The following is a 25,235-nucleotide window of genomic DNA, read 5'->3' as shown; positions in this document are numbered from 1 at the left end:
TTGGCGCGGCTGTCTTCGGAGCTGGTCGGTTTGACGCCGGCCCTCTCCGGAGTCTGCCGGGTGTGACGCGGCCGTCTCCGGGCCCTGTCGGTCAGACGCCGTGACCTCCGGGCCCTGTCGGTCAGACGCCGTGACCTCCGGGCCCTGTCGGTCAGACGCCGTCACTTCCGGCCCCTGTCAGTCCGACGCCGTCACCCCCGTCCGCTGCACGGCCACCGCCAGCCCGTGCTCGGTCAACTGCTCCCCGCGCACCTCCTCGGTGACCTTTCCGCGCACGAAGACCAGCACCCGGTCGCACACCTCCGTCAGCTCCGCGAGGTCGGTCGAGGCGATCAGGACGGCCGCGCCGCCCGCCGCCAACTCGCCGACGATGCGGTGCATTTCGGCGCGTACGCCGACGTCGACACCCCGGGTCGGATCGTCCAGCACGACGATCTTCGGTTCGGTCGCGAGCCACTTGGCGAAGACGACCTTCTGCTGGTTGCCGCCGGACAGCCGGGCGACCAGGTCGTAGGGCCCGCCACGCAGTCGGAGTCGCTCGGTCAACTCGGCCGTACGGCGCACGAGTTCGGAGCGGGCGGGGGCGAACCCGCCCAGGCCGAGCGCCAGCCAGCTGACCGCCGTGGTGTTCTCCCACACCGTACGGTCCACCATCAGCCCGTACCGTTTACGGTCGCTCGGCACGAAGGCGACACCCGCGCGCACCGCGCCCCGCAGCGAGCGCGGCAACCCCCGCCCGCCGACGTCCACCCGGCCCCCGGAGACCGCCGTACGCCCGCACACCACCGCCAACGCGTCGAGATGGCCCGCCCCTTGGAGCCCCGCGACCCCGACCACCTCGCCCGCCCGCACGGTGAACGTCACATCGGTCAGCCGCCCCGGCACGGTCACCCCGGAGAGCACCACGGGCGGCGGCCGGTCCACCAACGACCTCTCCCGGCGTGGCGGTTGCTCCGGCCGGCCGCCCAGCATCGCCGACACCAGCTCCGGTACGTCGACCTTGGACCGTTCCACGCCCGCCAGGACGACTCGCCCGTCCCGCAGGACCGTCACCCGCCGTGCGAAGCGCATCACCTCGTCCAGGAAGTGGGAGACGTACAGGACGGCGATCCCTCGGTCGGTCAGTGTGCGCAGGACGCGTTCGAGGCGGTCGACGGCGGTGGCCGGGAGTGCCGAGGTGGGCTCGTCGAGGATCAGCAGCCCGGGGCGTCGTAGCAGAGCGCGCGCGATCTCGGTCAACTGCTGGTCGGCCAGCGACAGTTCACCCAGTTCGGTGCGCGGGTCCACGTCGAGCCCGAGTTCCGCGAGGATCGGCCGGGCCGCGCTGTCCATGGCGCGGCGGTCCAACAGGCCCAGGCGCAGGGGCGGGTGCTGCGGGAAGAGGTTCTCGCGGACGGTGAGGTCCGGAAAGAGGCTCAACTCCTGGGAGACGACGGCGATCCGGGTGTCCTTGGCCGCCCGCACGGTCCCGCCGTCCGCGCCCAGGGTCCCCGACAGGATGCGCACCAGCGTGGACTTCCCGGCGCCGTTCTCACCGACCAGCGCGTGCACCTCGCCGCCGCGCAGCCGGATCGACGCGCCGTCCAACGCCCGTACCCCGCCGTAGGACTTGACCAGTCCCTCCGCCACGAGGATGTCGTCGTGGACCATGTCAGCGCGCGTCCTTCAGCGGCTTGAGGTTGGCCGCCTGGTCGCCGAGGAGCTTGTCGATCGTCGGCTTGTACCAGTCGTAGGCCGCCTGCGCCGACTTCTGCCGGGCGATGATCTCGTCGATGTTGGACGAGTCGACGACTCCGCCGGGGGACAGGAACCAACCGCTGGGCAGCTTCCCCTTCTTGTCGCGTACGGCCTCGATCAGCATCGCCGTCGACAGATACCCCTTGAGGAAGTGCTGCGGGTCGATGGTGACGAAGTTGGACCCGTCCTTCACCGCGTCCAGGGTCTTCGGGTCGACGTCGAAACCGGCCGTCAGCCACTTGCCGTGCTCGGCCTTCTTGATCTTGGCGAGGTTGTAGCTGTCCGCGTCACCGACACCGAGGAAGGCGAGCGCGTCCGGGTGCGCGTTCACCTGCGCCGACCAGGAGCTGTAGTTCTGGCCGGGATCGCTGTACGTCTGGAACGGTCCCAGGACCTTGACGCCGGGCGCCTCCTTCTTGAACGTGTCGGAGATGCCCTTGGCCCGGTTGTCCAGCACCGGTGTCCCCGGGTTGGGCACGCCGATGACGATCTGGCCCTTGGGGTTGGTGCCGAGCCGCTTCAGCGCCTCCTTCGCCATCAGCTCGCCGAGCGCGTAATTGTCGTTGCCCACATAGAAGTCGACCTTGCTGCCGTCGGTGGGCGAGGTGTCCAGGGCGACGATCGGGATGCCCTGGTCGACGGCGCGGGCGGCGGGCCGGGTGAAGATCGGCGGGTCGAGGTTCTCCAGGACGATGCCGTCCTTGGCGACCGCGGTGAGGTTCTGGAACAGCTGCGCCTCCGCCGGGCCGTCCGTGTTGGGCGGTCCTACGGCCTTGAAGTCGACCTTCCCCGCGTGGCTCGCCGCGCTCTGTGCGCCGAGCACCATCTCGTGGGCGAAGTTGAGGGAGATGTTGGCGACCGAGATCCCCATCTTCAGCCGGCCGCCGCTGCCTCCGGAGCCGCCGCTGCCGCAGCCCGCGGCGGCCAGCAGGACCAGGGCGCCGAGCGCCGCGGACCACGTACGTGAACGGGGGTGCATCACGGCCTCCAAAAGGCTGGACCACAGGGGGACTTGGAGCGGAGGGGGGCTGGGAGCAGAGAGGGGTTCGGGTCCAGGGGGACTTGGTGGACCACGGGGGATTTCACTTGCGACGGCGCCCGGTGCGGCGCAGCGCGCTGTCGGCCGCGACGGCGACGAGGATCACCCCGCCGGTCGCGAACGACGTCCAGTTGATGGGTACTTCGAAGAAGACCAGGCCGGAGGCGACGACCGACAGGATCATCGCCCCGGCCACCGCGCCGACCACCGAGCCGCGGCCCCCGGCCAGCGGAGTGCCGCCGATGATGCACGCGGCGATCGCCTGCAACTCGTAGCCCTGGCCCAGAGTTGGATCTCCGGCGCCGTAGAAGGCGAGCGCGAGCGCGGCGGCGCAGGCCGTGGTGAGGCCGGAGAGGGCCAGTGCCTGGATACGGGTGCGGACGACCGGGATGCCGCTGAACGCGGCGGCGTCGGGGTTGGACCCGATCGCCCGCACCCGGGCCCCGAAGCGCGTCCGGGTCAGCACGACCGCCAGCACGACGATCACGGCGAGCAGCACCCACAGGGCGAACGGCACCCCGCCGGGATCACCGCCCGCGAAGGTGAAGAACGAGTCGTTCAGGGGGAGATCGGTGATCTGCTTGCCGTCGGCGAGGGCCAGACCGACGCCCCGGAACAGCATCAGCGTGCCCAGCGTGACGATGAACGACGGCAGCGCCAGCAGCGTGGTCACCAGCGCGTTGAACACGCCCAGCGCGATCCCGGTGACCAGCATCACCGGCACCGCGAGCCACGGCGGGGTGCCGTCCCGCACCAGCAGCGCCCCGACGACCAGGCACATCGCGTAGCTGCCGCCGACCGAGAGATCGACCTCGCGCATCGACAGCGCGAAGACCATGCCGCACGCCATCAGCGAGATGTAGACGGAGTTGTGGGCGGTGGACAGGAGGTTGTCCGTGTCCAGGAAGTCCGGGTACGGGATGCCGATCCCGGCGATCAGCAGCCCCAGCACGAGCAGCACACCGAACTCGTCCCGGACCCAGCGACGCCGAGCCGGGGTCAACCGGCCCTGCCCGCCGCCCTGTTCGCGGGCGCGCTCGGCGTCGTCCGCATCGTCCGCGTCGTCCACGGCACGCTCGGTCTCGGTCATCGGGCACGGCTCCCGTAGGCGGCTGGTGCTGGGGTCGTCACGCAGGGTGGGCCCAGCGGGCGTGCGCGGCAACCAGGGCGTTTCAGCGAGTGAAATGCGCTCTTGCCCGACGCCTGACGGATCGTCACACTCGCCCCATGGAGACGCGTACCGCCCTGGTGACCGGAGCGGCACAGGGCCTCGGGCAGGAGTTCGCCGTCGCGCTCGCCGGGCACGGCTACCGGGTCGCCGGACTCGACCTCGTCCCGCAGCCGGAGACCGCCGAAAAGGTCCGGGACTACGTGGAGTTGATCGCCGACGTCACCGAAGAGGCCCAGATCCAGCGGGCGTTGGACCGTCTCATCGGCCGATTCGGCACCCTGCACGTCCTGGTCAACAACGCCGGTGTCTATCCGTCGCGCCCCTTCGAGGAGATCACGCCCGAGGAGTGGCGCCGGGTCATGCGAGTCAACCTGGAGGCCCCGTTTCTGCTGACCCGCGCGGTCCTGCCGTATCTGAAGGCCGCCGGCCGGGGCCGGGTCGTCAACATCGTCTCGGCCGCCGTCCTCACCGCACCGCCCACGATGGTCCCGTACGTCGCCTCGAAGATGGGCCTGATCGGCTTCACCCGGTCGCTCGCGGCGGCGCTCGGGCCGTACGACATCACCGTCAACGCGATCGCGCCCAGCATGGTGCGCACCGCGACCGCCGAGCGGACGGTCGGCGCCGACGGCGGCTTCGAGCACGTCCGCGACCAGCAGGTGGTGCCGCGCACCCAGCAGCCGTCCGACCTGGTCTCGACGCTGCTGTACGTGGTCGACGAGGGCAGCGGCTTCCTGACCGGGCAGACCCTCAACGTGTCAGGAGGATCCGCCTACTTGTGAGGCGCCGAGCCACTGCTGGAGCTCCTCCCGCAGTGACCGCTGAAAGGCCGTCAGGAGGGCCTGCACCACGAGGGGTTGCATGTGCTCGGACAGCGACTTCACGTCATGCGCGGCACGTTGGGAGACCTCGTCGCGAAACAGCCGCGACAACTCGTGGGCGGCCGTACGGGAGTGTTCGATCAGTACGTTCCGCGCGGCGAGGATCGCCTCCTGGGACAGCGGCACGTCGAGCAGTCGCACACCGAGCCGCAGCAGACCGCAGTCGACGCGGTACGCGGCGCCGTCCGGCCGGACCACGTCCATGGCGGCGAGCCGTTCCACGTCCTCCTCGGTGAGTGTCCGCCCGGCCCGTTGCTCCAACTCCCGCCGGTCCAGGGTCTCCGTGCCGTCCGGCGCCCAGGACGCCACCACCGCGCGGTGGATCGCGAGGTCGTGCGCGCTGAGGTCCGGCGGCAGTTGCGCCACATAGCGCTCGATCGCCGCCAGCGTCATGCCCTGCTGCTGCAACTCCTCGATCAACGCGAGCCGGGACAGATGCTCCGGCCCGTAGTGCCCGACCCGCCGGGCCCCGATCACCGGGGGCGGCAGCAGCCCTTTCGTGCCGTAGAACCGGACCGTGCGGACCGTGGTGCCCGCCCGTGCGGCCAGTTCGTCGATCGTGAGCGTCGGCGGCGTCGGCTCCCCGGTGTCGGTCGTCATGCGCAGCAGTATCGCTGTCTCACCAATGCTGTGAAACCACTGAAGGCCGTTGTCGGCGCCAGGGTCGTTGTCAGTGGTGCCGTCTACGGTGGATGGCATGGGGGAGATCAACTATGTCCGGGGTGACGCGACCGTTCCGTCGGTCAAGGGCGTCAAGGTGATCGCGCATGTCTGCAACGACATCGGAGGCTGGGGAAAAGGCTTCGTGCTGGCCGTGTCCCGCCGCTGGCCCGAGCCGGAGAAGGAGTACCGGGCCTGGCACCGCGCCCGCGCGGCCAACGACTTCGGACTGGGCGCCGTCCGGTTCGTCCAGGTCGAGCGCTACGTCTGGGTGGCCAACATGATCGGCCAGCGGGGGACACGCACGGGCAGCAAGGGCGTCCCCGTGCGCTACGAGGCGATCGACACGGCCCTGGGCCTGCTGGCCGACCGCTCGGCGCAACTCGGCGCGTCCGTGCACATGCCCCGCATCGGCTGCGGCCTAGCGGGCGGCAAGTGGTCACGGGTCGAACCACTCGTCACCGAGCGGCTGATACGGAGAGGGATCGCGGTGACGGTGTACGACCACGAGGACTGAGCAGAGCCGATCCCCGAACCAACTTGCCCCGCACTGAAAGGAGTTGCAGAATCTTGCGCAACCACAGGGAAGGCCGTGATCATGAGCCGTGACATCGACGTCCTCGTCCTCGGAGGCGCCGGCGTGGACACCATCGTCCACGTCCCCGAACTGCCGCTCCCGTATGCCGACAGCTACATGATCGACCCCGGCATCACCACCCGCGCCGGTCAGACCGGCGACTTCGTGGCCCTCGGCCTGAGCGCGCTCGGCCTGCGCACCCACCACCTCGACCTGCTCGGCGCCGACCCGGAGGGCGACCTGGTCCGCGCGTTCCACCGCGACCACGGCATCCCGCTCACCGAAGTCCCCGGGCCCGCCGGCACCAAGCGCGCGGTCAATCTCGTGAGCCCCGACGGCCGGCGCCTCTCCCTCTACGACTCGACCCGCGCCCACCCCGACGACCGCCTGCCCGAACCCACGGTCCGCGCCCTCGCCGAGTCGAGCCGCCACGCCCACGTCTCCATCACCCAGCCCTGCTCCCACGCGCTGCCCACCCTGCGCGAGGCCGGCGTGACGATCTCGACGGACCTGCACAACTGGGACGGCAAGAACCCGTACCAGGAGGAGTTCGCCCTCGCGGCGGACATCGTCTTCCTGTCCACCACCGCGCTGACCGACACTCCCGAGCGCACGATGCGCGCCATCGCCGAGCACGGCCGAGCCGAACTGATCGTCGCCACGGCCGGAGCGAAGGGCGCCTACCTGCTGGCCGACGACGAGGTGACCCACATCCCACCGGTCACCCCGCCCTCCCCACCGATCGACTCGAACGGCGCGGGCGACGCCTTCGCCGCGGCTTTCCTCTACGGCTGGCTCAACAGAGAGACACCACAGCGCGCGGCGTTGTACGGCACGATCGCGGGCGCCCACGCCTGCACGATTCCGTCGACGGAGGCGGAGGCGATAACCCGCGGCGACCTCCTGACACGGGCAGGGACAGCGCGCCCTTAGGGGCGCGGGGAACTGCGCGCCCAGCCACAACCGGCCCGCAGTCCCCATACAACCGAACCCGGCAGACGCTTAGTGCACGCCGTTGGTAGCCGCGATCTTCTTCCACGACTTCGGCTGCACCGGAGCCACGGAAGCCTTCGCGATGGAAGCGGCCCGCGCGGCAGGCGCCGCCGGCTTGGTCGGCTCGAACAGCCACGTGTCGAAGAGCGCCGACAACGACTTCCCCGACACCTGCTCGGCATAGGCCTGGAAGTCCTGGACGGACGCGTTGCCGTACGCGTGCTCCTTCGGCCAGCCCTTCAGGATCGCGAAGAACGCGTCGTCACCGACCTCGTTGCGCAAGGCCTGGATGGCCAGCGCGCCCCGGTCGTAGACCGGAAGCTCGAACTGGTCGTCCGGACCCGGGTCGCCCGGCGCGATCGTCCAGAACGCGTCGTCGGCCGGGTGCAACGCGTAGACGTAGTCGGCGAGTTGCTGCGCCGTGCCCTCGCCCTCGTGCTCGGACCACAGCCACTGCGCGTAGCGCGCGAAGCCCTCGTTGATCCAGATGTCCTTCCAGCCCTTCAGCGACACGTCGTCGCCGTACCACTGGTGGGCCAACTCGTGCACGACGACCGACGTGTTGGCGCCGTTCGCGAACTGCCTCGGGCTGTAGTAGACGCGGCTCTGGGTCTCCAGGGCGTACCCGGTGGTCGTGTTGGGCACATACCCGCCGGCGTTGCTGAAGGGATACGGGCCGAAGTAGCCGCTCAGCCAGTCGACGATCTCCCCGGTCCGCTCCACGCTCGCCCGCGCGGACCCGTCGTTGTCGCCGAGGTCCTTGCTGTAGGCGTTGACGACCGGGACGCCGCCCTCCGAGGTGCTGGTCGTGATGTCGAACTTCCCGAGCGCGAGCGTGGCCAGATAGGTGGCCTGCGGCTTGTTCTCCCGCCAGTTGTAGCGGGTCCAGCCGAGCTGTGAACTCGTCGACTGGAGCGTGCCGTTGGAGATGGCCTGGGTGCCGTTCGGTACGGCCACCGACACGTCGTAGGTCGCCTTGTCGCTGGGGTGGTCGTTGCTGGGGAACCACCACCACGCCGACTCGGGCTCGTCGGCCGCGACCGCGCCGTCCGGAGTGCGGTGCCAGGTGGTGAAGCCGTACGCGCTCTTCGTGGACGGCACCCCGCTGTAGCGGACCACGACCGTGATCGGCGTGCCCGACGGCAGTGGGGTCTTCGGGGTGATCTCCAGCTCGTGCTGGCCGGAGGTCGCGAAGGTGGCCTGCACGCCGTTGACCCGCACCTCGCTCACGTCGAGGAGGAAGTCCAGGTTGAACCGCGAGAGATCCTGCGTGGTCCTGGCGAGGATGGTGGCGGTACCCGCCAACTCGTCCGTCGCGGGCTGGTATTGAAGCCTGAGGTCGTAGTGCGAGACGTCGTAGCCGCCGTTGCCGTAGGCCGGGTAGTAGGGGTCGCCGATACCCGGAGCGCCGGGGGAGTAGCTTGCCGCCGAGGCCGGGATCGCCAGCAGCAGGGAGGCCGCCGCGAGCGCTCCCGGCGCGATGATTCTGCGGTGCACGAGAACTCCAAGTCGTAGGGCTCCACGGAAGGCCGAAGAGCCGTGGGGGTCCACGAAGGTCGAAGCGCCGAAGAGCCGTAGGGTCCGCTCGGTCTTCAGTCTGTTCAAAGGCTATTCAGTCCCTGTGCCCCCATGCCTGTCCACGGCACCTCCTGTCACACGATCGCCATTCGGCCGACATGACTCCGAGTGCCTCTTCCTGCACGGGAGTTGACCGATGTACCGTCCGCGCATGCCGAAACGCACGCGCTTCACGATCTGGAGATCGCTCGCGACGGCGGCGACCGCCGCCCTCCTCGCCACCTTCCTCACCCCGGCAGTGGCTCAGAGCGCCCCGCAGGAAAGCCAACCCGTCTACTCCTACGCGAACGCGATCCGCGAGGCCGTCTGGGTGGACACCGGACTCGACGGCGACGGCGACGGGAAGACCGACCGGGTCGCCGTCGACATCGTCCGGCCGAGCGAACCCGCCCGCGAGGGCCGCAAAGTCCCCGTCATCATGGACGCCAGCCCCTACTACTCCTGCTGCGGACGCGGCAACGAGAGCCAGCTGAAGACGTACGACGCGAGCGGCAACGTTGTCCAGATGCCGCTGTTCTACGACAACTACTTCGTGCCGCGCGGCTACGCCTTCGTCGGCGTCGACCTCGCCGGCACCAACCGCTCCGACGGCTGCGTCGACGTAGGCGGCCGCTCCGACATCCAGTCCGCGAAGGCCGTGGTCGACTGGCTGAACGGCCGCGCGAAGGCGTACACCACACGGACCGGAACCGTTCGTACGCAGGCGAGTTGGACCAACGGCAAGACCGGAATGATCGGCAAGAGCTGGGACGGCACCATTGCCAACGGTGTCGCCGCCACCGGCGTCAAAGGCCTGAAGACGATCGTCCCGATCAGCGCCATCTCCTCCTGGTACGACTACTACTTCGCCAAGGGCGCCCCGCTCTACGACTCCGGCCCCGACTGGCTGTCCAACGTGGTCGAGAGCCCCGACGCACAGGCCAAGTGCGCCGCCGTCCAGCAGAAGATCGTCGACGGGGCCCCGCGCACCGGCGACTGGACGCCGTTCTGGACCGAGCGCGACTACGTGAAGGACACGAGCAAGGTCAAGGCCAGCGTCTTCCTCGTGCACGGGCTGCAGGACCTCAACGTCCGCACCAAGAACTTCGGCCAGTGGTGGGACGCCCTCGCGAAGAACGGCGTCGAGCGCAAGATCTGGCTCTCCCAGACCGGCCACGTCGACCCCTTCGACTACCGCCGCGACGCCTGGGTCGACACCCTGCACCGCTGGTTCGACCATGAACTCCTCGGCTACGACAACGGAATCGACCGCCAGCCGATGGCCGACGTCGAACGCCACCCCGACCAGTGGGAGACGTCGAAGGTCTGGCCGCCGAGCGGTACCGCGACCACGACCCTCCACCCGGCGCAGGGCACCCAGGCCGGCGTCGGCACGCTCGGGCTCACCACGGGCACCGGGACCGAGAAGTTCACCGACAACCCGCAGGAGAGCGAGACCGACTGGGCCGCCGCGATCGACAGGTCGACGGCGGACAAGGCCGGTTTCGTCACCGGACCACTCAAGAAGGACCTGCGTCTGTCGGGTTCCTCGAAGGTGACGATCACGGCGACCCCCACCACCGCCACGGCCCATCTCTCCGCCGTCCTGGTCGACCTGGGCCCCGACACCATCCGCGACTACGCCGACTCGGCGGAGGGCATCACCACGCTCACCAACCGCACCTGCTGGGGCGAGAGTGCGGCGGGTGACAGCGCCTGCTTCCTCGCAACCCAGGCCAAAACCACGGCAGTCGACTACAACGTCTTCAGCCGCGGCTGGGCCGACCTCGGCAACTACGCCTCCGCCACGAAGGGCGTACCGCTCACCCCCGGCAAGGCGTACACCATCACGCTCGACCTGGCGGCGACCGATCACGTAGTCCCGGCCGGGCACCGCCTCGCCCTGATCGTCGCGGGCACGGACCGGGACCTCATCGACCCGCCGTCCACCACCCCGACCCTCACCGTGACCCTGTCCCGCACGTCGGCCCAACTCCCGCTCGTCGGCGGGGCGTCGGCGTTCGCGAAGGCCACGGCGGGAGTCAGGACCACGGTACCCACGGCCACGACCCTCGACGGCGTACGGGCACCCCGTTCCGCCGCCCAGCGGGTACCGGGCAACTGATCACCGACCCGGAGCGGGGCAGCGGCGCGAACACACTCCGCCGCCCCGCTCCGGGCAGACAGGTGAGGCTCAGCCCAGCCGCAGTCGTACCAACTCCGCGGCCTCCTCCGCGCACCCCCACGCCACCGTGATCCCGGCCCCGCCGTGACCGTAGTTGTGCACCAACACCCGCCCGCCCCGCAGCACTTGACGCTCCAGCCGTACCGCGGGCCGCGTCGGACGCAGGCCCACCCGGTGCTCCAGGACCCGGGCGTCGGCGATCTCCGGCCGGACCGCCGCGCAGCGGGCGATGATCGCCTCGGCGGTCGCGGGGTCCGGGGTCATCGACCAGGCGCCGTCCTCGGCCGTGCCGCCCAGGATCAGTCCGCCCGGCTGCGGGAAGAAGTACGTGGACGTGTCCGCCGTGTGGTCGACCGACGTGAACCAGGTCGTGATCCCAGGGTTCTCCACCACGACCAACTGACCACGCACGGGCCGCATCGAACGGTCGGGCACCAGGTCCAGGGAGTCCAGCCCGGTGCAGTTGACCACGACGGGCGCCGGCACCTCGGTGAGGTCCGTCACCGAGGCCTCCTCGACGGTCCCGCCCGCCCGCAGGAACCGCTCCCGCAGCCACGGCAGATGGGTCGACATGTCGATCAGCGGCAGCCGTGCCCACAGCCCGCCGCCCGCGAACTCCTCGGCCCGCGCCTCGCGCAGCCCCGGCACCCGGCGCGCCCACGGCCCCAGCTCGTCCAGCCGTGTCCCGCCCTGTACACCCTCGACCATGCGTACGCCCGTCTCCTCGGGCCGCGCCGCCAACTCCTCGTACACACCGAGCGATTGGAGCGCCCACTCGCCGACGAGCGCCTCCGGCTCGATGCGGTACGGCCACCACAGCGCGCCCGCGACCGCCGAGGTCGTCAGCTCGACGCTCTCACGCGTCCACACCCGGACCCGGGCACCGCTCTCGGCCAGCACGACGGCCGTCGTCAGCCCGATGACGCCCCCGCCGACCACGATGACTTCGCCACTCACACCGCTCTCCATGCGCGGACGGTAGCGGAATGCACCATGCCGTGCTCACACCGGCCACATGCTGGGGATACTCACAGCATGTCTGCCGAACACGCGATGTCCGCCGCGTACGCGGCCTTCGGCCTGGCACCGGCGATGCGCGCCGGTGAAGTCCTCGCGGACGGCGGCTACCAGGCGCACCGCGACTTCGTCGACTTCCTCGTCGACGGCCGCCCACTGCTCTTCCGGCTCGCCGACCTGGACGCCGTCTCCCCGCTCGCCTCCGACATCCCGCCCGCGATCTTCACCGCCCAGGTCCGCAGCCTCCTCCTGGAGACGGACCCACCCCTGGAAGGCGGACGCCACATCATCTACGGCTGCCCCGAGTGCGCGGACCTGGCCTGCGGCGCCGTCACCGCCGTCATCGAACAGGACGGCACCGACTACATCTGGCGCGACTTCGCCTGGCAGACCGACGAACACGCCGACCTGGAGCGCAACGGCTACCACGGCATAGGGCCCTTCCGCTTCGCCGGCACCGAGTACCGCGCCGCCCTCGACGCCCTCATCGACGGCACCGAGCCCCCGGCCGCCACACGCCGCGTCCTCCTCATCGGCGCCCGCGTCGCCGTCCTCAACAAGCTCGCCGCCGCCCTCCGCGCCATCGGCATCGGCGCAGAGATCACCGGCGACGCCACCCACGTCCCCGCCGACGAACTCCGCGGCTACGGCGCCGTAGCCTTCGGCCGCGCCGTCACCGAGGACGAACGCGCCGCCGTACGCGCCGCGTTCGACCGTGCGGGAGTCGAGGTCGCCTACGTCGACGGCCTCGCCCCCGTCGTCCCGCTCCTCGTCGCCCAGATCGAACACGCCCTGGACCGCCGCCCGTCGGAGCAGCACCGGCTGACCCGGCTGGTCGCCGCCGACGGCGAGGCGGGCATCGAGGTCACCTCCCCGTGCCGGGTACGCGTCACCGCGTACCGCCTCGACCGCCTCCACCGCGGTCACACCCAGGACGTCTTCGACGGCGTCCTGGAACCCGGCCGCCACCGCATCGCCCTCGACGCCAAAGCCGTGAAGGGCGAGTCCTTCGTCGTGGCCCGCACCACGGGGAGCGTGCTGGTGGCGCCGATGGCGCGCTGAAACGCGCGGCACGGGCCGGGAAGGGGACCGATTAGGATCGGCGGTCTGATGACTGCCACTCTCGTCGCCAAGAATCTCGCCGCCGGACACGGCGACCGCGCCCTGTTCACCGGGCTCGACCTCGTCGTCGCCCCCGGCGACGTGATCGGCCTCGTCGGTGCCAACGGCGCCGGCAAGTCCACCCTCCTCAGGATGCTCGCCGGACTGCTCGCACCGGAGGAGGGCGAACTGCGCCTCTCCCCGCCGGCCGCGACCGTAGGACATCTCCCGCAGGAGCCGGAACGCCGCCCGGGCGAGAGCGTGCGCGAGTTCCTGGCCCGCCGCACCGGCGTCGCCGAGGCCCAGCGCACGATGGACGAGGCCACCCAGGCCCTGGTCGACGGCGCACCCGGCGCCGACGACGCCTACTCGACGAGCCTGGAGCGCTGGCTCGACCTCGGCGGCGCCGACCTCGACGAACGCGCCGAGGAGATCACCGACACCCTCGGCCTCACCATCGACCTCGACCAGCCGATGACCTCCCTGTCCGGCGGCCAGGCGGCGCGAGCGGGCCTGGCCTCCCTCCTCCTCTCCCGCTACGACGTCTTCCTCCTCGACGAGCCCACCAACGACCTGGACCTCGACGGCCTGGAACGCCTCGAACGCTTCGTCTCCGGCCTCCGCGCCGGCACGGTCGTCGTCTCGCACGACCGCGAGTTCCTCACCCGCACGGTCACCAAGGTCCTCGAACTCGACCTGGCGCAGAACCAGATCAACCTCTACGGCGGCGGCTATGAGGCCTATCTGGAGGAGCGGGAGGTGGCCCGCCGGCACGCCCGCGACGACTTCGAGGAGTTCGCCGACAAGCGCTCCGCGCTCCAGGACCGGGCCCAGATGCAGCGCGGCTGGATGGACAAGGGCGTCAAGAACGCCCGCCGCAAGGCGAACAACGACAACGACAAGATCGGCCGCAAGTTCCGCAGCGAGGCCAGCGAGAAGCAGGCCGCGAAGGCCCGGCAGACCCAGCGCATGATCGAACGCCTCGACGTCGTCGAGGAGCCCCGCAAGGAGTGGGAGCTGCGCATGGAGATCGCGTCCGCGCCGCGCTCGGGTGCGGTCGTCGCGACGTTGCGGGACGCGGAGGTACGGCGGGGTGACTTCAGCTTCGGGCCCGTGTCCCTCCAGATCGACTGGGCGGACCGGGTCGCGGTCACCGGCGCGAACGGCGCGGGCAAGTCGACGCTTCTCGCTGCGCTGCTCGGCCGTATCCCCTTGGACGCGGGGTACGCGGCGCTCGGCTCGGGTGTCCTGGTGGGCGAGGTCGACCAGGCGCGCCAGTTGTTCCACGGCACGGAGTCCCTGCTCGACGCGTTCTGCGCGGCCGTCCCGGACACGGAACCGGCCGAAGTCCGCACGCTGCTCGCCAAGTTCGGCCTCAAGGCGAACCACGTGATGCGGCCGGCCGGGACGCTGTCACCGGGCGAGCGGACCCGTTCGGCCCTGGCGTTGCTCCAGGGCCGGGGTGTCAACCTCCTGGTTCTGGACGAGCCGACGAACCACCTGGACCTGCCGGCGATCGAGCAGTTGGAGTCGGCGCTGGACGCGTATGAGGGCACGTTGTTGTTGGTCACGCATGACCGGCGGATGCTGGACGCGGTTCAGGTGACTCGGCGGTTGGAGGTCGCGGACGGGAAAGTGACCGAACAGCGGTGAGGCTCAGGTAGTGCGTTCACTGCGGGCCGGTGGGGGCTGGTCGCGCAGTTCCCCGCGCCCCTGAAGGGCGCTCACCTGCGGCCTCCTTTGCGGCGCGCTCCACCTTTTCCCGGTGCTCCGCCCACCAACTCGCGTCGCCCGGCGCCATGTTGTCGCCCTCGGCCCGCTGGCCCGCCGCTCCGTCGATGAGTTCTCGTACGACGTCGGCGTGGCCCGCGTGCCGGGACGTCTCGTAGATCATGTGGGCGAGGGTGCGGTGCAGCGTGATCTCGCGCCCCGGTTCACCGGGCAGGTGGCCGATCGCTTCCAGGGGCAGCGTCTCGATCGTCGTGTCCGAGTGCGCGCATATCCGCCGGTACTCCCCGACGATCTGCTCCCGCGTCTCGTCCGGCGTCGCCCACAGATCCGCATTCGGCTCGGCGGCCCCTGCGATCCACAACTCCGGCGCCTCGACCGGCCGTCCGAAGACCGTTCCGAAGTAGAACCCCTCGGCTCCGGCCAGATGCTTGACCAGCCCCAGCAGATTGGTCCCGGTCGGTGTCATCGGCCGCCGGATGTCGTACTCCGACAGCCCTTCGAGCTTCCAGAGGAGAGTGTCACGGCTGTCCTGGAGGATGACGCGGAGGTCCGCTTTGAAGTCCGGTGTGATCATGCGCCCATTGTTCAGCAGGGCGCTGCGCGCCCTGAAGGGGCGCGGGGAACTGCGCGCCCAGCCCCCACCGGCCCGCAGCTCCCCACGACCTGACCGCCGGATCCGTCAGCGCTTGCCCTTCTTGCCCGGGTCCAGCAAGCCCGCCTTGCGCAGAGCATCCGCCATCGCACTGTTGGCGGGCGGCGGGGCCGCGGCCTGGCGCGAGCCGCCGCCCTGCTGTTGCCGCTGCTGAGGCGGACGCCCACCCCGCTGTCGCCGCTCACCGCCCCCACCCTGCTGCCGCCGCTCCCCGCCGGAGGCCTGCGCCTCATCCTCCAGCCGCAACGTCAACGAGATCCGCTTCCGCGGAATGTCGACATCAAGCACCTTCACCTTGACGATGTCCCCCGGCTTCACCACGTCCCGCGGGTCCTTGACGAACGTCTTCGACAGGGCGGAAACATGGGCCAGTCCGTCCTGGTGGACGCCGACGTCGATGAACGCCCCGAACGCGGCGACGTTCGTGACGACCCCCTCCAGGACCATCCCGGGCGCCAGGTCGGAGATCTTCTCGACGCCGTCCTTGAACGTGGCCGTCTTGAACGCGGGCCGCGGGTCGCGCCCCGGCTTCTCCAGCTCCTTCAGGATGTCGGTCACGGTCGGCAGACCGAACTTCTCGTCCACGAACTCCGTCGGCTTCAGCGACCGCAGCACCGCCGTGTTGCCGATCAGCGAGGCGACCTCGCTGCCCGCCGTCTTCACCATCCGCCGTACGACCGGATACGCCTCGGGGTGCACGCTGGACGCGTCGAGCGGGTCGTCGCCGCCGCGGATGCGCAGGAAGCCCGCGCACTGCTCGTAGGCCTTGGGGCCGAGCCGTGCCACGTTCTTCAGCTGGGTGCGGGAGGTGAAGGGGCCGTTGGCGTCGCGGTGCGACACGATGTTCTCGGCGAGGCCGGAGGTGATGCCGGAGACGCGTGAAAGCAGCGGCGCCGAGGCCGTGTTGACGTCCACGCCGACGCCGTTCACACAGTCCTCGACCACCGCGTCCAGCGAACGTGACAGCTTCACCTCGGACAGGTCGTGCTGGTACTGGCCGACACCGATCGACTTGGGGTCGATCTTCACCAACTCCGCGAGGGGGTCCTGGAGTCGGCGCGCGATGGAGACGGCGCCGCGCAACGACACGTCCATGTCGGGCAGTTCCTGCGAGGCGAACGCGGACGCCGAGTACACGGACGCGCCGGCCTCGGACACCATCACCTTGGTGAGCTTCAACTCCGGGTGCTTGGTGATGAGTTCACCGGCGAGCTTGTCGGTCTCGCGGGACGCCGTGCCGTTGCCGATCGCGATCAGGTCGACCGAGTGCTGCGCGGACAGCCGGGCCAGCTTGGCGAGGGCCTCGTCCCACTTGTTGGCCGGAACGTGCGGGTAGATGACGTCCGTGGCGACGACCTTGCCGGTCGCGTCGACGACGGCCACCTTCACGCCCGTACGGAAACCGGGGTCCAGGCCGAGGGTCGCGCGGGTGCCGGCCGGGGCGGCCAGCAGCAGGTCGCGCAGGTTCGAGGCGAACACGTTGACCGCCTCGTCCTCGGCCGCCGTGCGCAGCCGCAGCCGCAGGTCGATGCCGAGGTGCACCAGGATGCGGGTGCGCCAGGCCCAACGGACCGTGTCCTGGAGCCACTTGTCGCCGGGACGGCCCCGGTCGAGGATCTGGAAGCGGTGGGCGACCATCCCCTCGTAGGAAGAAGGCCCCTCGGTGGCCTCCTCGGGCTCCAGGACGAGATCGAGGACGTCCTCCTTCTCGCCGCGCAGCATCGCCAGGATGCGGTGCGAGGGCAGTGCGGTGAACGGCTCCGAGAAGTCGAAGTAGTCGGCGAACTTGGCGCCCGCCTCCTCCTTGCCCTCCCGCACCTTCGCGGCGAGGCGCCCGCGCCCCCACATCCGCTCGCGCAGCTCGCCGATCAGGTCGGCGTCCTCCGAGAACCGCTCGGTGAGGATCGCCCGGGCGCCGTCCAGGGCGGCCTGCGGATCGGCGACCCCCTTGTCGGCGTCGACGAACGCGGCGGCAGCGGCCGGCGGCTCCACGGACGGGTCGCCCAACAGGCCCTCCGCGAGCGGCTCAAGACCGGCCTCGCGCGCGATCTGCGCCTTGGTGCGCCGCTTGGGCTTGAACGGGAGGTAGATGTCCTCAAGGCGCGCCTTGGTCTCGGCGGCCCGGATCTGCGCCTCCAGCTCCTCGGTGAGCTTGCCCTGCTCGCGCACCGATTCGAGGATCGCGGTCCGCCGCTCCTCCAGCTCCCGCAGATACCGCAGCCGCTCTTCGAGCGTGCGCAGCTGCGCGTCGTCGAGCATCTCGGTCGCTTCCTTGCGGTAGCGGGCGATGAAGGGCACCGTCGAACCGCCGTCGAGCAGCTCGACGGCGGCCTTCACCTGCCGCTCCCGTACGCCGAGCTCCTCGGCGATCCTGCCTTCGATGGACCCTACGAGGGGTGTCGTCACGCCCGTACCGCCTTCTCCACTGAGGTTGCGCGGCAATTGTGGCAGGTGGCACCGACACTCGGGGATCAGGGCGCAGTCCTGGATTCGATTTTCCGTGATCTTCTGGACGGCGGGAGCGGAGTAGGACAGGCTGCGGGTATCGCCTGGTATGGGCAGGCAACAGACAACTGACACCACTCCCAGCGAAGTTGAGGCTCATGCCCGCGACAGTCCCCCTCTCGCCCCCGTCCCCCGCCGTCGCCGAACTGGCGGCACAGCACGAACTGGGTGCGCTCGTCGCCACCTTCAGACCCCAGCGGTTCGGGTGGTTCGTGAAGTCGTCGTTCTACCTGACGCTCGCGGTGCTGTTCTTCATGTTCGTGGTGCCGGCCGTGATCTTCTACTACGTGGCGCTCCGCCGCACCCCGGACTTCAACCCCCGGCAGGCGGCCAAGCGACTGCACCTGTTCGAGCACGGCATGATCGCCGACCAGGAGACGGGCGCGGGTGCGGTGGCCGTGCGGTGGGACCGGATCAGGCTCTACGAGGAGCAGGTACAGAAGATCATCAACGGCATACCGGGCCCGATCCTGTACACCTGCGTGGCGACGAGCCCGGGCGCGAGCGTGACCGTCACCAACTTCTACGAAAACCCCCGCACTTGGGCCCCGGCCATGCAGACGGCGGTACTCCGGGCCCAAGGTGCCACCGCGCAGCAGGCGTTCCTGGCCGGCGAGGTCCTGGACTTCGGCGAGTTCGACCTCTCCACCGCCGGCGTCGCGCACCGCAAGCAGCTGCTGCCCTGGACCCAGGTCGGACAGGTCAAGCTCGGTGGTGGCGCCGTCGCCGTGACGAAGACCGGCGAACCGGCCTTCTGGGCCCGCGCCATGGCCAAGAGCGTCCCGAATCTTCAGGTGTTCCTGGCCATGGTGGACAAGCACCGCAGCGCGTGAGCCCTTGCTAGCTCTTGCCGAGCAGATTCGCGGGAAAGGCCCCGGCGGCGAGCGCGCGCCGGGCGAACCCGGTCGCCAGCTCGGTCAGTCGTACGACCCCTTCGGCGCCCAGGTGCTCGTAGGGTGCCCGGTCCAGCCGGTCGGTCTCCGCCTCGATCCCGGCGCGCAGCGCGACGCCCGCCTCGGTCAACTCGCCGTCCCCGTCGAGCAGTCCGCGCTTCCGCAGCCGTCCCGCGGCGGCGTCCCACTCCTCCTGGTTCCAGCCGCGCGTGCCGAACACCCACTTCGGGGTCATGCCCTTACCGGTCGCGGTGTGGCTCACCACGGCCTCCAGGCCGTCGAGTTCGGCGGACACGAGGGCGGCGAGGTGACCGTCCCCGCGGTGCTCGCGGAGCAGGGTCGCGGCGTGGAGGTACGCGAGGTGCGGCTCTTCGGGGACCGGCAGGTCGGCGTACGCGGCGTACAGGGGGCGGGCGGCACGCGTGCACGCCTCGGCGGCCCGCAGCGCCAGCCGCGCGGCCTCCGCCATCTCGTCCGACTCGACCACGTCGTCGTCCAGCAGCCGGCGCAAGGTCGCGTCGACGGCACGCGCGCGTGCCTGAAGGGCCTGCTCCGGGGAGACGATCTCCCACACGGCGGGCACGTGCTGGGCGACGAGTTCGTACTTGTAGTTGTAGAAGGTCGCCGCCACCACGCCGGGCCCGACCCGTCCCAGCGCCGCCGCCCGCGCGGCGAAGTTGATCGCCCTGGAGTCCGTCACTCCCAGCTCCGCGAACTCCCTCCCCAGATCGGGCGAGAAGTACAGCGTGGCGTGCAGGGAGTTGAGCGCGTTGTGGCAGCGGCGCCCGGCACGGGGATCGACGGCGGCAGTAGTCATGACGGTCACGTTACCGACTGGTCGGTACGCGCTCCAGCAGCGGGCATCGGATGGCAGGAAAGGTGGGGTACTCGTCATTGCGGCCACCATGTGGAACGCGAACAATCGACGGTATGCGAACCGTCCTGGTGGTCCTCTTCGACGATGTGCAGAGCCTCGACGTCACCGGCCCGCTGGAGGTCTTCACGGGCGCCGAGAAACTGGCACCGGGGACCTACCGCATCCGTACGGCCTCCCTGGACGGCGGACCGGTACACACCTCCAGCGGCCTGACCGTCGTACCGGACTCGACCCTCGCCGACGCGCCCGCCCCGCACACCCTGCTCGTCCCCGGCGGCCCGGGCGCGCGTGCTCCGGACCCGCGGCTGACCGACTGGCTGCGCGAGCACGGGCCGCGCGCCGAACGTCTGGTGTCCGTGTGCACCGGAGCGATCGTGCTCGCCGATGCGGGCCTGCTGGACGGCCGGCGGGCCACCACGCACTGGGCGTACTGCGCGGAACTCGCCCGTGACCATCCCGCCGTGACGGTCGAACCCGACCCCATCTACGTCCGCGACGGACCTGTCTCCACCTCGGCCGGTGTCACCTCGGGCATCGACCTTGCACTTGCGCTGGTCGAGGAGGACCTGGGCCGGGACGCGGCACTGACCATCGCCCGCCACCTGGTCGTCTTCCTCCGTCGGCCCGGGAACCAGGCCCAGTTCAGCGCCCAACTCGCCGCCCAGACGGCCTGCCGGGAACCCCTCCGCGAGGTCCAGCAGTGGATCACCGAGCATCCGGGCGACGATCTCGGCGTCGACTCCCTGGCCGCCCGCGCCCGCCTCTCGCCCCGCCACTTCGCCCGCGCCTTCCGGGCAGAGACCGGCATGACCCCCGGCCGCTACGTCGACCGCGTCCGCCTCGAACACGCCCGACGCCTCCTGGAGGACACCGGCGACGGCATCGAGGAGATCTCCCGTGCCAGCGGCTACGGCACCCCGGAGGCCATGCGCCGCGCCTTCCTCAAATCCCTGGGCACGGCCCCGGCGGAATACCGCCGCCGCTTCCGCCCTGCACCGGCGACAGACGCGCGCTGAACGCGGACAGACCTGACGCACCGGCAATCTCCGACTGCGGCCTGCGGCCTGCGGCCTGCCGATTGGCGACCGCCGATTGGCGACTGAGGGTCGTCGACTGCCGATTGCCTACCGTCGACCGCCGAGTGCCGACCGCAAATCGTTCACTGCAGATTGTCGACCGTCGACCGCGGCTCGCCGACCGCTCACCGTCGACCGCCGATTGCAGCCCGCAGCTCGTCGACTGCAGATTGTCGACGGTTGACCGCGGCTCGTCGACTGTCGACGGCAGCCCATCACCTGACGACCGTAGCTCGCCGACCGCCGACCGCCGACCGCCGACCGCCGACCGCCGACCGCCGACCGCCGACCGCCGACCGCACAAGCCCTCACCGAACCAACAGCACCCGCCCACAGCCCACCCCCACCCCGAAAGGCCCCCAATGCAAATCGCCATCGTCCTCTTCGACCGCTTCACCGCTCTCGACGCCGTGGGCCCCTACGAAACCCTCGGCCGTCTCCCCGACGCGGAGACCGTCTTCGTCGCCGAGGAGACCGGCCCCGTCCGCAACGAGAGCGGGAATCTGGCGCTCGTCGCCGACCGGACCCTGGCTGAGGTGTCGAGCCCCGACATCGTGGTCGTCCCGGGCGGCCCCGGCCAGACCCCGCAGATGGAGAACGAGACCCTCCTGGACTGGCTGCGTACGGTCGACGCGACCAGCACCTGGACGACCTCGGTGTGCACAGGCTCGCTGCTGCTGGCCGCCGCGGGGCTCCTTAACGGCCGGCGCGCGACCTCGCACTGGCTGGCCCTGGAGGAGTTGAAGCGGTTCGGTGTCGAGCCAACGGGGGAACGTGTGGTGACCGACGGCAAGTACGTCACCGCGGCCGGTGTCTCCTCCGGCATCGACATGGGTCTGACCCTGCTCGGCCGGATCGCCGGCGACGAACACGCCCAGGCCGTACAGTTGTTGACCGAGTACGACCCGCAGCCGCCCTACGACGCGGGGTCCCCGGAGAAGGCGCCCGCGCATCTCGTCGCGGAGTTCCGGGCCAGGAGCCGCTTCATTCTCGGGTAGTCCAGGTGAAGCGCGCCTCGCGGCGTTCCAGGAACGCGGCGACGCCCTCCGCGGTGTCGTCGCTGCCGCGGGCCTGCTCGGTCCAGTAACCGTCCCTGTCCGTACGCCCGTTGGCGAACTCCTTCGCCGCGGCCTGTGTCAGGCGTGAGCGGGCGGCCAGTACCCGGGTGAACTCCGTGACGCGCTTGGCGAGTTCGCCCTCGGGCAGCAGTTCGTCGAGGAACCCGGTGCGCAGCGCCCGCTCCGCGTCGATCAACTCGGCCGAGAAGAGGAGGTACTTGGCGGTCCCGGGACCCACCAGCGACACCAACCGCCGGGTGGAGGACGCCGGATACACGATCCCGAGCTTCGCCGGAGTCACCCCGAACAGCGCCCCCTGCTCCGCGAACCGCAGATCGCAGGCCGCCGCCAACTGCGCGCCGCCGCCCACGCAATGACCCCGGATCGCGGCCAGCGTCGGCTTCGGGAACGCCGCCAGCGCCTCCTCCGCGAGGACCGCGAGCCCCTGCGCCTCACCCGGCGACTCCCGCAGCGCGGAGATGTCGGCCCCGGCGCAGAACGTGCCGCCCTCGCCGGTCAGCACCAGCGCCCGTACGGCCGGATCGGCCGCCAGTGTGTCGAGCAGCGGCGGCAGCGCGCGCCACATCGCGGCCGTCATCGCGTTGCGCTTGCCGGGATGGTGGATGACGACGGTGGCGACCGAGTCGGTGACCTCGTGCAGCAGGCGGGGCTCCATGCGCTGGATGCTACGTACAACCGGAAGAGTTCGCGAAGTCGGCATGATCGGAACACGAGCGGTCCGACACGCGACCATGTCGGGCGGAAGCGGTCGTAATACACCCGAAAACTGCTGACTTCTGTTCAGTCGTAGGGGGTGGAGCGGGTCGTTGCCAACACTCGTCGGGTGGTGACAATCGAGCGCAAGGGTGGCGACCGGACGATGGAGAACGATGGGCGTGGGTCAGGCCCCCGCCCAGAAGGCGGCGTCGGGGACGATCCTCCGGCCCCCGCCCCGCCGGGTCCGCTGCCGTACGAGGGAGTCTGGCGGTTCACCGCCTCCGCCGTCGACGCCTCCGTCCCGCAGGCGCGACACGCCGTGCGGGACCTGCTCCTCCGCCAGGGCGTGCCCCTGACGGACGACCTGCTGCAGGGGCTGTTGCTGATCGTCTCCGAGCTGGTCACCAACGGGGTCAAGCACGCGGCGCTGCTGTCGCCGATACTCGCGGTGGAGGTCGCCGTGGGCGCCGAGTGGGTGCGGGTGTCCGTCGAGGACAACCACCCCTACCGCCCGACCGCCCTCGTGGCCGGCCACGACGAGACCGGTGGCCGGGGACTGCTGCTGGTGCGCGAGGTGACCCGGGATGCGGGCGGCGTGTGCGACGTCGAGCATACGGCGGGCGGCGGCAAGGTGATCTGGGCCGCGCTGCCGCTCACCGTGGCGCGGGTGCCGTAGGGCCGGGCGGTCACCAGCCCGCGGACGGGCCCGTCAGCTCGCGGACCGCCGGGCGGGCCGCGTCCAGCACGGTCATGAACCAGGACGAGAAGGTGTCCTTCGCGTGCCGCTCCGCCAGCTCGGCGGGGGTCACGAACGCGGTCGTGCCCACCTCCTCCGGGTCCGGCCGCAGCGGGGACTGCACCATGCCGACGAAGAGGTGGTTGTACTCCTGCTCCACCAGGCCCGAGGCCGGGTCCGGGTGGTTGTAGCGCACCGTGCCCGCCTCGGCGAGCAGCGAGGGGGACACCCCGAGCTCCTCGTACGTCCGCCGGGCCGCCGCCGCGAAGGGCGCCTCGCCGGGGTAGGGGTGACCGCAGCAGGTGTTGGACCAGACGCCGGGGGAGTGGTACTTGCCGAGCGCCCGCTGCTGGAGCAGCAAGCGACCCTGCTCGTCGAAGAGGAAGACGGAGAAGGCGCGGTGCAGCCGACCCGGTGGCTGGTGGGCGGAGAGCTTCTCCGCGGTGCCGATCGTCACGCCGTTCTCGTCGACCAGTTCGAGCAGGATCGCTTCGGCGGTGCCGTTCGACGAGCTGTGCGTCGCGGTGGCAGGTGTGATCGGCATACCCATCCTTCACATCGGTCTTCAAAGCCAAGTCTGCCGTACGAATCCGGCACTCCCGGCAGTTCATCGTGCCCGGCGCGGCGACGGGGGAACCGTCCGGGGGTGGGGTCACGGGAGTGTGGACATGGGTGCGCACCGGACGGTTGCGTTCCGTCCGACCTGGTCGACTTCCCTCAGATTCCGTCGGCTTCTGTCAGGCGCCGGTCAGTCGTCGGTCAGACGCCGGTCAGACGCCGGTCGGTCGTCCATCACGTCGTCAATGACAGAGCTTCGCCTCGTGCTCCGCGTGCCCGCCGGGCTCCAGCTGGAAGGTGCAGTGCTCCACGTCGAAGTGGTCGCCGAGGCAGTCCTGGAGTTCATGGAGCATCTTCTCGTTGCCGATGGCGTTCAGCGTGTTCGAGCCGACGACCACGTGCGCGGAGAGCACCGGTAGGCCCGAGGTGATCGTCCAGGCGTGCAGATCGTGGATGTCCTCGACGCCGTCCAGGGCCAGGATGTGGGCGCGCACCTCCCGCATGTCGACGTCCTTGGGCGCCGACTCCAGCAGTACGTCCAGGGTCTCGCGCAGCAGCTTGAGCGTGCGCGGCACGATCATCAGGCCGATGGCGAGCGAGGCGATCGGGTCGGCCGCCTGCCATCCCGTGGTCAGGATCACCAGGGCCGAGACGATCACCGCGAGGGAGCCCAGCGCGTCGGCGGCCACCTCCAGGAACGCCCCGCGCACGTTCAGGCTCTGCTTCTGGCCGCGCGCCAGCAGCGTGAGGGAGATCATGTTCGCGACCAGGCCGACCAGACCGAACACGACGGTCAGCCCGCCCTCGGTGTCGGCGGGTGCGACGAACCGCTGGACCGCCTCGTACAGGACGTAGCCGCCGACGCCGAGCAGCAGCAGACAGTTGGCGAGCGCGGCGAGGATCTCCGCGCGGGCGTAGCCGAAGGTGCGGTTGCCGGCCGCCGGGCGGTTGGCGAAGTGGATGGCGAGCAGCGCCATGCCGAGCCCGAGCGCGTCCGTCGCCATGTGGGCCGCGTCCGCGATCAGCGCCAGGGAGTCCGCGAGCAGCCCGCCGACCACCTCGACCACCATCACGATGAGCGTGATCCCCAGCGCGACCCGCAGCCTGCCCCGGTACGCGGCGGCGGCCGTACCGGTGACGGGAGCGTCGTGCGTGTGGGAATGCCCGTGGTCGTGCCCTGCCCCCATGAAAGCCGCCCTCCTGATGACTGCCCGGAACCACAGTGAACTACGGGTGGGGGGTATAGGGCAACGCGGCACTGAACACCGTTGTCATGTGCCCTGACCTGCGCAAACGGATCGCAGGTCGGGGTGGCGCGGAGTGTGTGCGAGAGGGGGTGGAAGGCGGGGCCGCCGGACACCCGCTGCGGTGGACCGCCGTCGCGGGCTCCGCGGAATGTCCGGCGATGCCCGCTCTGGCAGCTGCGGTTTGTCGGCCGGGGCCCGAATCCCTGATGATGATCTCGGCGGAGGCGCCTGCAGATCCTGTTGATCAGCCTATGAACGGCCGGTGAA

Annotated in this window: 22 protein-coding genes; 10 read left to right on the top strand and 12 right to left on the bottom strand. The window is 70.5% G+C overall.

Going from position 1 to position 25,235, the window contains the following annotated elements; translation table 11 throughout:
* Positions 1-177: 177 nt before the first annotated feature.
* The 3 genes from ACIBJH_RS31660 to ACIBJH_RS31650 all read right to left on the bottom strand — a co-directional run bounded on the left by ACIBJH_RS31660 (position 178) and on the right by ACIBJH_RS31650 (position 3,866).
* Positions 178-1,650: a sugar ABC transporter ATP-binding protein gene (locus tag ACIBJH_RS31660; RefSeq protein ID WP_399120312.1), complete on the bottom strand. Its 1,473-nt coding sequence runs from the start codon at positions 1,648-1,650 to the stop codon at positions 178-180.
* A gap of 1 nt (position 1,651) precedes the next feature.
* The gene (locus tag ACIBJH_RS31655; RefSeq protein ID WP_399120311.1) at positions 1,652-2,716 is read right to left on the bottom strand and encodes a sugar ABC transporter substrate-binding protein; all 1,065 of its coding nucleotides are present in this window, start codon (positions 2,714-2,716) and stop codon (positions 1,652-1,654) included.
* A 103-nt stretch (positions 2,717-2,819) separates the two neighbouring features.
* The gene (locus tag ACIBJH_RS31650; RefSeq protein WP_399120310.1) at positions 2,820-3,866 is read right to left on the bottom strand and encodes an ABC transporter permease; all 1,047 of its coding nucleotides are present in this window, start codon (positions 3,864-3,866) and stop codon (positions 2,820-2,822) included.
* A gap of 137 nt (positions 3,867-4,003) precedes the next feature.
* Between ACIBJH_RS31650 and ACIBJH_RS31645 the strand changes: the two genes are divergently transcribed.
* On the top strand, positions 4,004-4,729 hold the full coding sequence (locus tag ACIBJH_RS31645) for an SDR family NAD(P)-dependent oxidoreductase (RefSeq protein ID WP_399120309.1): 726 nt from the start codon (positions 4,004-4,006) through the stop codon (positions 4,727-4,729).
* On the opposite strand, the gene ACIBJH_RS31640 is transcribed toward ACIBJH_RS31645, so the two are convergent.
* Positions 4,706-5,428: a MerR family transcriptional regulator gene (locus ACIBJH_RS31640; RefSeq protein ID WP_399120308.1), complete on the bottom strand. Its 723-nt coding sequence runs from the start codon at positions 5,426-5,428 to the stop codon at positions 4,706-4,708. The genes ACIBJH_RS31645 and ACIBJH_RS31640 overlap by 24 nt on opposite strands.
* A gap of 97 nt (positions 5,429-5,525) precedes the next feature.
* Between ACIBJH_RS31640 and ACIBJH_RS31635 the strand changes: the two genes are divergently transcribed.
* Positions 5,526-6,005: a macro domain-containing protein gene (locus tag ACIBJH_RS31635; RefSeq protein ID WP_399120307.1), complete on the top strand. Its 480-nt coding sequence runs from the start codon at positions 5,526-5,528 to the stop codon at positions 6,003-6,005.
* An 81-nt stretch (positions 6,006-6,086) separates the two neighbouring features.
* The gene (locus ACIBJH_RS31630) at positions 6,087-6,998 is read left to right on the top strand and encodes a PfkB family carbohydrate kinase (RefSeq protein WP_399120306.1); all 912 of its coding nucleotides are present in this window, start codon (positions 6,087-6,089) and stop codon (positions 6,996-6,998) included.
* Positions 6,999-7,067: 69 nt separating this feature from the next.
* On the opposite strand, the gene ACIBJH_RS31625 is transcribed toward ACIBJH_RS31630, so the two are convergent.
* Positions 7,068-8,555 (bottom strand): M1 family metallopeptidase, encoded by a 1,488-nt coding sequence (locus ACIBJH_RS31625; RefSeq protein WP_399120305.1) that lies wholly within the window; start codon positions 8,553-8,555, stop codon positions 7,068-7,070.
* Positions 8,556-8,787: 232 nt separating this feature from the next.
* Here ACIBJH_RS31625 and ACIBJH_RS31620 point away from each other — a divergent pair, with 232 nt between their 5' ends.
* Positions 8,788-10,740, top strand: coding sequence for a Xaa-Pro dipeptidyl-peptidase (locus ACIBJH_RS31620; protein ID WP_399120304.1), 1,953 nt, complete (start codon positions 8,788-8,790; stop codon positions 10,738-10,740).
* A gap of 69 nt (positions 10,741-10,809) precedes the next feature.
* On the opposite strand, the gene ACIBJH_RS31615 is transcribed toward ACIBJH_RS31620, so the two are convergent.
* Positions 10,810-11,769, bottom strand: a complete 960-nt coding sequence (locus ACIBJH_RS31615; RefSeq protein ID WP_399120303.1) for an FAD-dependent oxidoreductase — start codon at positions 11,767-11,769, stop codon at positions 10,810-10,812.
* 84 nt (positions 11,770-11,853) lie between these two features.
* Between ACIBJH_RS31615 and ACIBJH_RS31610 the strand changes: the two genes are divergently transcribed.
* A complete protein-coding gene (locus tag ACIBJH_RS31610) occupies positions 11,854-12,879 on the top strand; it encodes an oxidoreductase (RefSeq protein ID WP_399120475.1) in 1,026 nt (341 codons plus the stop codon).
* Positions 12,880-12,927: 48 nt separating this feature from the next.
* Positions 12,928-14,571 (top strand): ABC-F family ATP-binding cassette domain-containing protein, encoded by a 1,644-nt coding sequence (locus ACIBJH_RS31605; protein WP_399120302.1) that lies wholly within the window; start codon positions 12,928-12,930, stop codon positions 14,569-14,571.
* Between the two features lie 16 nt (positions 14,572-14,587).
* Here the strand turns inward: ACIBJH_RS31605 and ACIBJH_RS31600 are convergent, their stop codons facing one another.
* The gene (locus ACIBJH_RS31600) at positions 14,588-15,223 is read right to left on the bottom strand and encodes a DinB family protein (protein WP_399120301.1); all 636 of its coding nucleotides are present in this window, start codon (positions 15,221-15,223) and stop codon (positions 14,588-14,590) included.
* Between the two features lie 105 nt (positions 15,224-15,328).
* On the bottom strand, positions 15,329-17,707 hold the full coding sequence (locus ACIBJH_RS31595) for a Tex family protein (protein WP_399120300.1): 2,379 nt from the start codon (positions 17,705-17,707) through the stop codon (positions 15,329-15,331).
* 197 nt (positions 17,708-17,904) lie between these two features.
* On the opposite strand from ACIBJH_RS31595, the gene ACIBJH_RS31590 reads away from it, so the two are divergent.
* Complete coding sequence (locus ACIBJH_RS31590; protein WP_399120299.1) at positions 17,905-18,639, top strand: DUF6585 family protein; 735 nt, start codon at positions 17,905-17,907, stop codon at positions 18,637-18,639.
* A 7-nt stretch (positions 18,640-18,646) separates the two neighbouring features.
* Here the strand turns inward: ACIBJH_RS31590 and ACIBJH_RS31585 are convergent, their stop codons facing one another.
* On the bottom strand, positions 18,647-19,516 hold the full coding sequence (locus tag ACIBJH_RS31585; RefSeq protein WP_399120298.1) for a hypothetical protein: 870 nt from the start codon (positions 19,514-19,516) through the stop codon (positions 18,647-18,649).
* Positions 19,517-19,629: 113 nt separating this feature from the next.
* On the opposite strand from ACIBJH_RS31585, the gene ACIBJH_RS31580 reads away from it, so the two are divergent.
* The gene (locus ACIBJH_RS31580) at positions 19,630-20,592 is read left to right on the top strand and encodes a GlxA family transcriptional regulator (protein ID WP_399120297.1); all 963 of its coding nucleotides are present in this window, start codon (positions 19,630-19,632) and stop codon (positions 20,590-20,592) included.
* Between the two features lie 422 nt (positions 20,593-21,014).
* A complete protein-coding gene (locus ACIBJH_RS31575; protein ID WP_399120296.1) occupies positions 21,015-21,650 on the top strand; it encodes a DJ-1/PfpI family protein in 636 nt (211 codons plus the stop codon).
* Here ACIBJH_RS31575 and ACIBJH_RS31570 read toward each other — a convergent pair.
* Complete coding sequence (locus tag ACIBJH_RS31570; protein WP_399120295.1) at positions 21,637-22,386, bottom strand: enoyl-CoA hydratase/isomerase family protein; 750 nt, start codon at positions 22,384-22,386, stop codon at positions 21,637-21,639. The genes ACIBJH_RS31575 and ACIBJH_RS31570 overlap by 14 nt on opposite strands.
* Positions 22,387-22,590: 204 nt before the next feature.
* Here ACIBJH_RS31570 and ACIBJH_RS31565 point away from each other — a divergent pair, with 204 nt between their 5' ends.
* A complete protein-coding gene (locus tag ACIBJH_RS31565) occupies positions 22,591-23,103 on the top strand; it encodes an ATP-binding protein (protein ID WP_399120474.1) in 513 nt (170 codons plus the stop codon).
* Between the two features lie 10 nt (positions 23,104-23,113).
* Here the strand turns inward: ACIBJH_RS31565 and idi are convergent, their stop codons facing one another.
* Together idi and ACIBJH_RS31555 are read right to left on the bottom strand one after the other, a co-directional pair.
* Positions 23,114-23,707, bottom strand: a complete 594-nt coding sequence (idi, locus tag ACIBJH_RS31560; protein WP_399120294.1) for an isopentenyl-diphosphate Delta-isomerase — start codon at positions 23,705-23,707, stop codon at positions 23,114-23,116.
* 256 nt (positions 23,708-23,963) lie between these two features.
* Positions 23,964-24,908, bottom strand: coding sequence for a cation diffusion facilitator family transporter (locus ACIBJH_RS31555; protein ID WP_399120293.1), 945 nt, complete (start codon positions 24,906-24,908; stop codon positions 23,964-23,966).
* Positions 24,909-25,235 lie beyond the last annotated feature (327 nt).

The sequence above is a fragment of the Streptomyces sp. NPDC050548 genome, assembly GCF_044457385.1.
Classification (GTDB): domain Bacteria; phylum Actinomycetota; class Actinomycetes; order Streptomycetales; family Streptomycetaceae; genus Streptomyces.
This window is presented reverse-complemented; position numbering and strand designations above follow the sequence as displayed.

Bases quoted from the DNA above. Each gene is read 5' to 3' on its own strand.
- ACIBJH_RS31660 (WP_399120312.1), bottom strand. From the start codon at position 1,650: ATGGTCCACGACGACATCCTCGTGGCGGAGGGACTGGTCAAGTCCTAC.
- ACIBJH_RS31655 (WP_399120311.1), bottom strand. From the start codon at position 2,716: ATGCACCCCCGTTCACGTACGTGGTCCGCGGCGCTCGGCGCCCTGGTC.
- ACIBJH_RS31650 (WP_399120310.1), bottom strand. From the start codon at position 3,866: ATGACCGAGACCGAGCGTGCCGTGGACGACGCGGACGATGCGGACGAC.
- ACIBJH_RS31645 (WP_399120309.1), top strand. From the start codon at position 4,004: ATGGAGACGCGTACCGCCCTGGTGACCGGAGCGGCACAGGGCCTCGGG.
- ACIBJH_RS31640 (WP_399120308.1), bottom strand. From the start codon at position 5,428: ATGACGACCGACACCGGGGAGCCGACGCCGCCGACGCTCACGATCGAC.
- ACIBJH_RS31635 (WP_399120307.1), top strand. From the start codon at position 5,526: ATGGGGGAGATCAACTATGTCCGGGGTGACGCGACCGTTCCGTCGGTC.
- ACIBJH_RS31630 (WP_399120306.1), top strand. From the start codon at position 6,087: ATGAGCCGTGACATCGACGTCCTCGTCCTCGGAGGCGCCGGCGTGGAC.
- ACIBJH_RS31620 (WP_399120304.1), top strand. From the start codon at position 8,788: ATGCCGAAACGCACGCGCTTCACGATCTGGAGATCGCTCGCGACGGCG.
- ACIBJH_RS31615 (WP_399120303.1), bottom strand. From the start codon at position 11,769: ATGGAGAGCGGTGTGAGTGGCGAAGTCATCGTGGTCGGCGGGGGCGTC.
- ACIBJH_RS31610 (WP_399120475.1), top strand. From the start codon at position 11,854: ATGTCCGCCGCGTACGCGGCCTTCGGCCTGGCACCGGCGATGCGCGCC.
- ACIBJH_RS31605 (WP_399120302.1), top strand. From the start codon at position 12,928: ATGACTGCCACTCTCGTCGCCAAGAATCTCGCCGCCGGACACGGCGAC.
- ACIBJH_RS31600 (WP_399120301.1), bottom strand. From the start codon at position 15,223: ATGATCACACCGGACTTCAAAGCGGACCTCCGCGTCATCCTCCAGGAC.
- ACIBJH_RS31590 (WP_399120299.1), top strand. From the start codon at position 17,905: ATGCCCGCGACAGTCCCCCTCTCGCCCCCGTCCCCCGCCGTCGCCGAA.
- ACIBJH_RS31585 (WP_399120298.1), bottom strand. From the start codon at position 19,516: ATGACTACTGCCGCCGTCGATCCCCGTGCCGGGCGCCGCTGCCACAAC.
- ACIBJH_RS31580 (WP_399120297.1), top strand. From the start codon at position 19,630: ATGCGAACCGTCCTGGTGGTCCTCTTCGACGATGTGCAGAGCCTCGAC.
- ACIBJH_RS31575 (WP_399120296.1), top strand. From the start codon at position 21,015: ATGCAAATCGCCATCGTCCTCTTCGACCGCTTCACCGCTCTCGACGCC.
- ACIBJH_RS31570 (WP_399120295.1), bottom strand. From the start codon at position 22,386: ATGGAGCCCCGCCTGCTGCACGAGGTCACCGACTCGGTCGCCACCGTC.
- ACIBJH_RS31565 (WP_399120474.1), top strand. From the start codon at position 22,591: ATGGAGAACGATGGGCGTGGGTCAGGCCCCCGCCCAGAAGGCGGCGTC.
- idi (WP_399120294.1), bottom strand. From the start codon at position 23,707: ATGCCGATCACACCTGCCACCGCGACGCACAGCTCGTCGAACGGCACC.
- ACIBJH_RS31555 (WP_399120293.1), bottom strand. From the start codon at position 24,908: ATGGGGGCAGGGCACGACCACGGGCATTCCCACACGCACGACGCTCCC.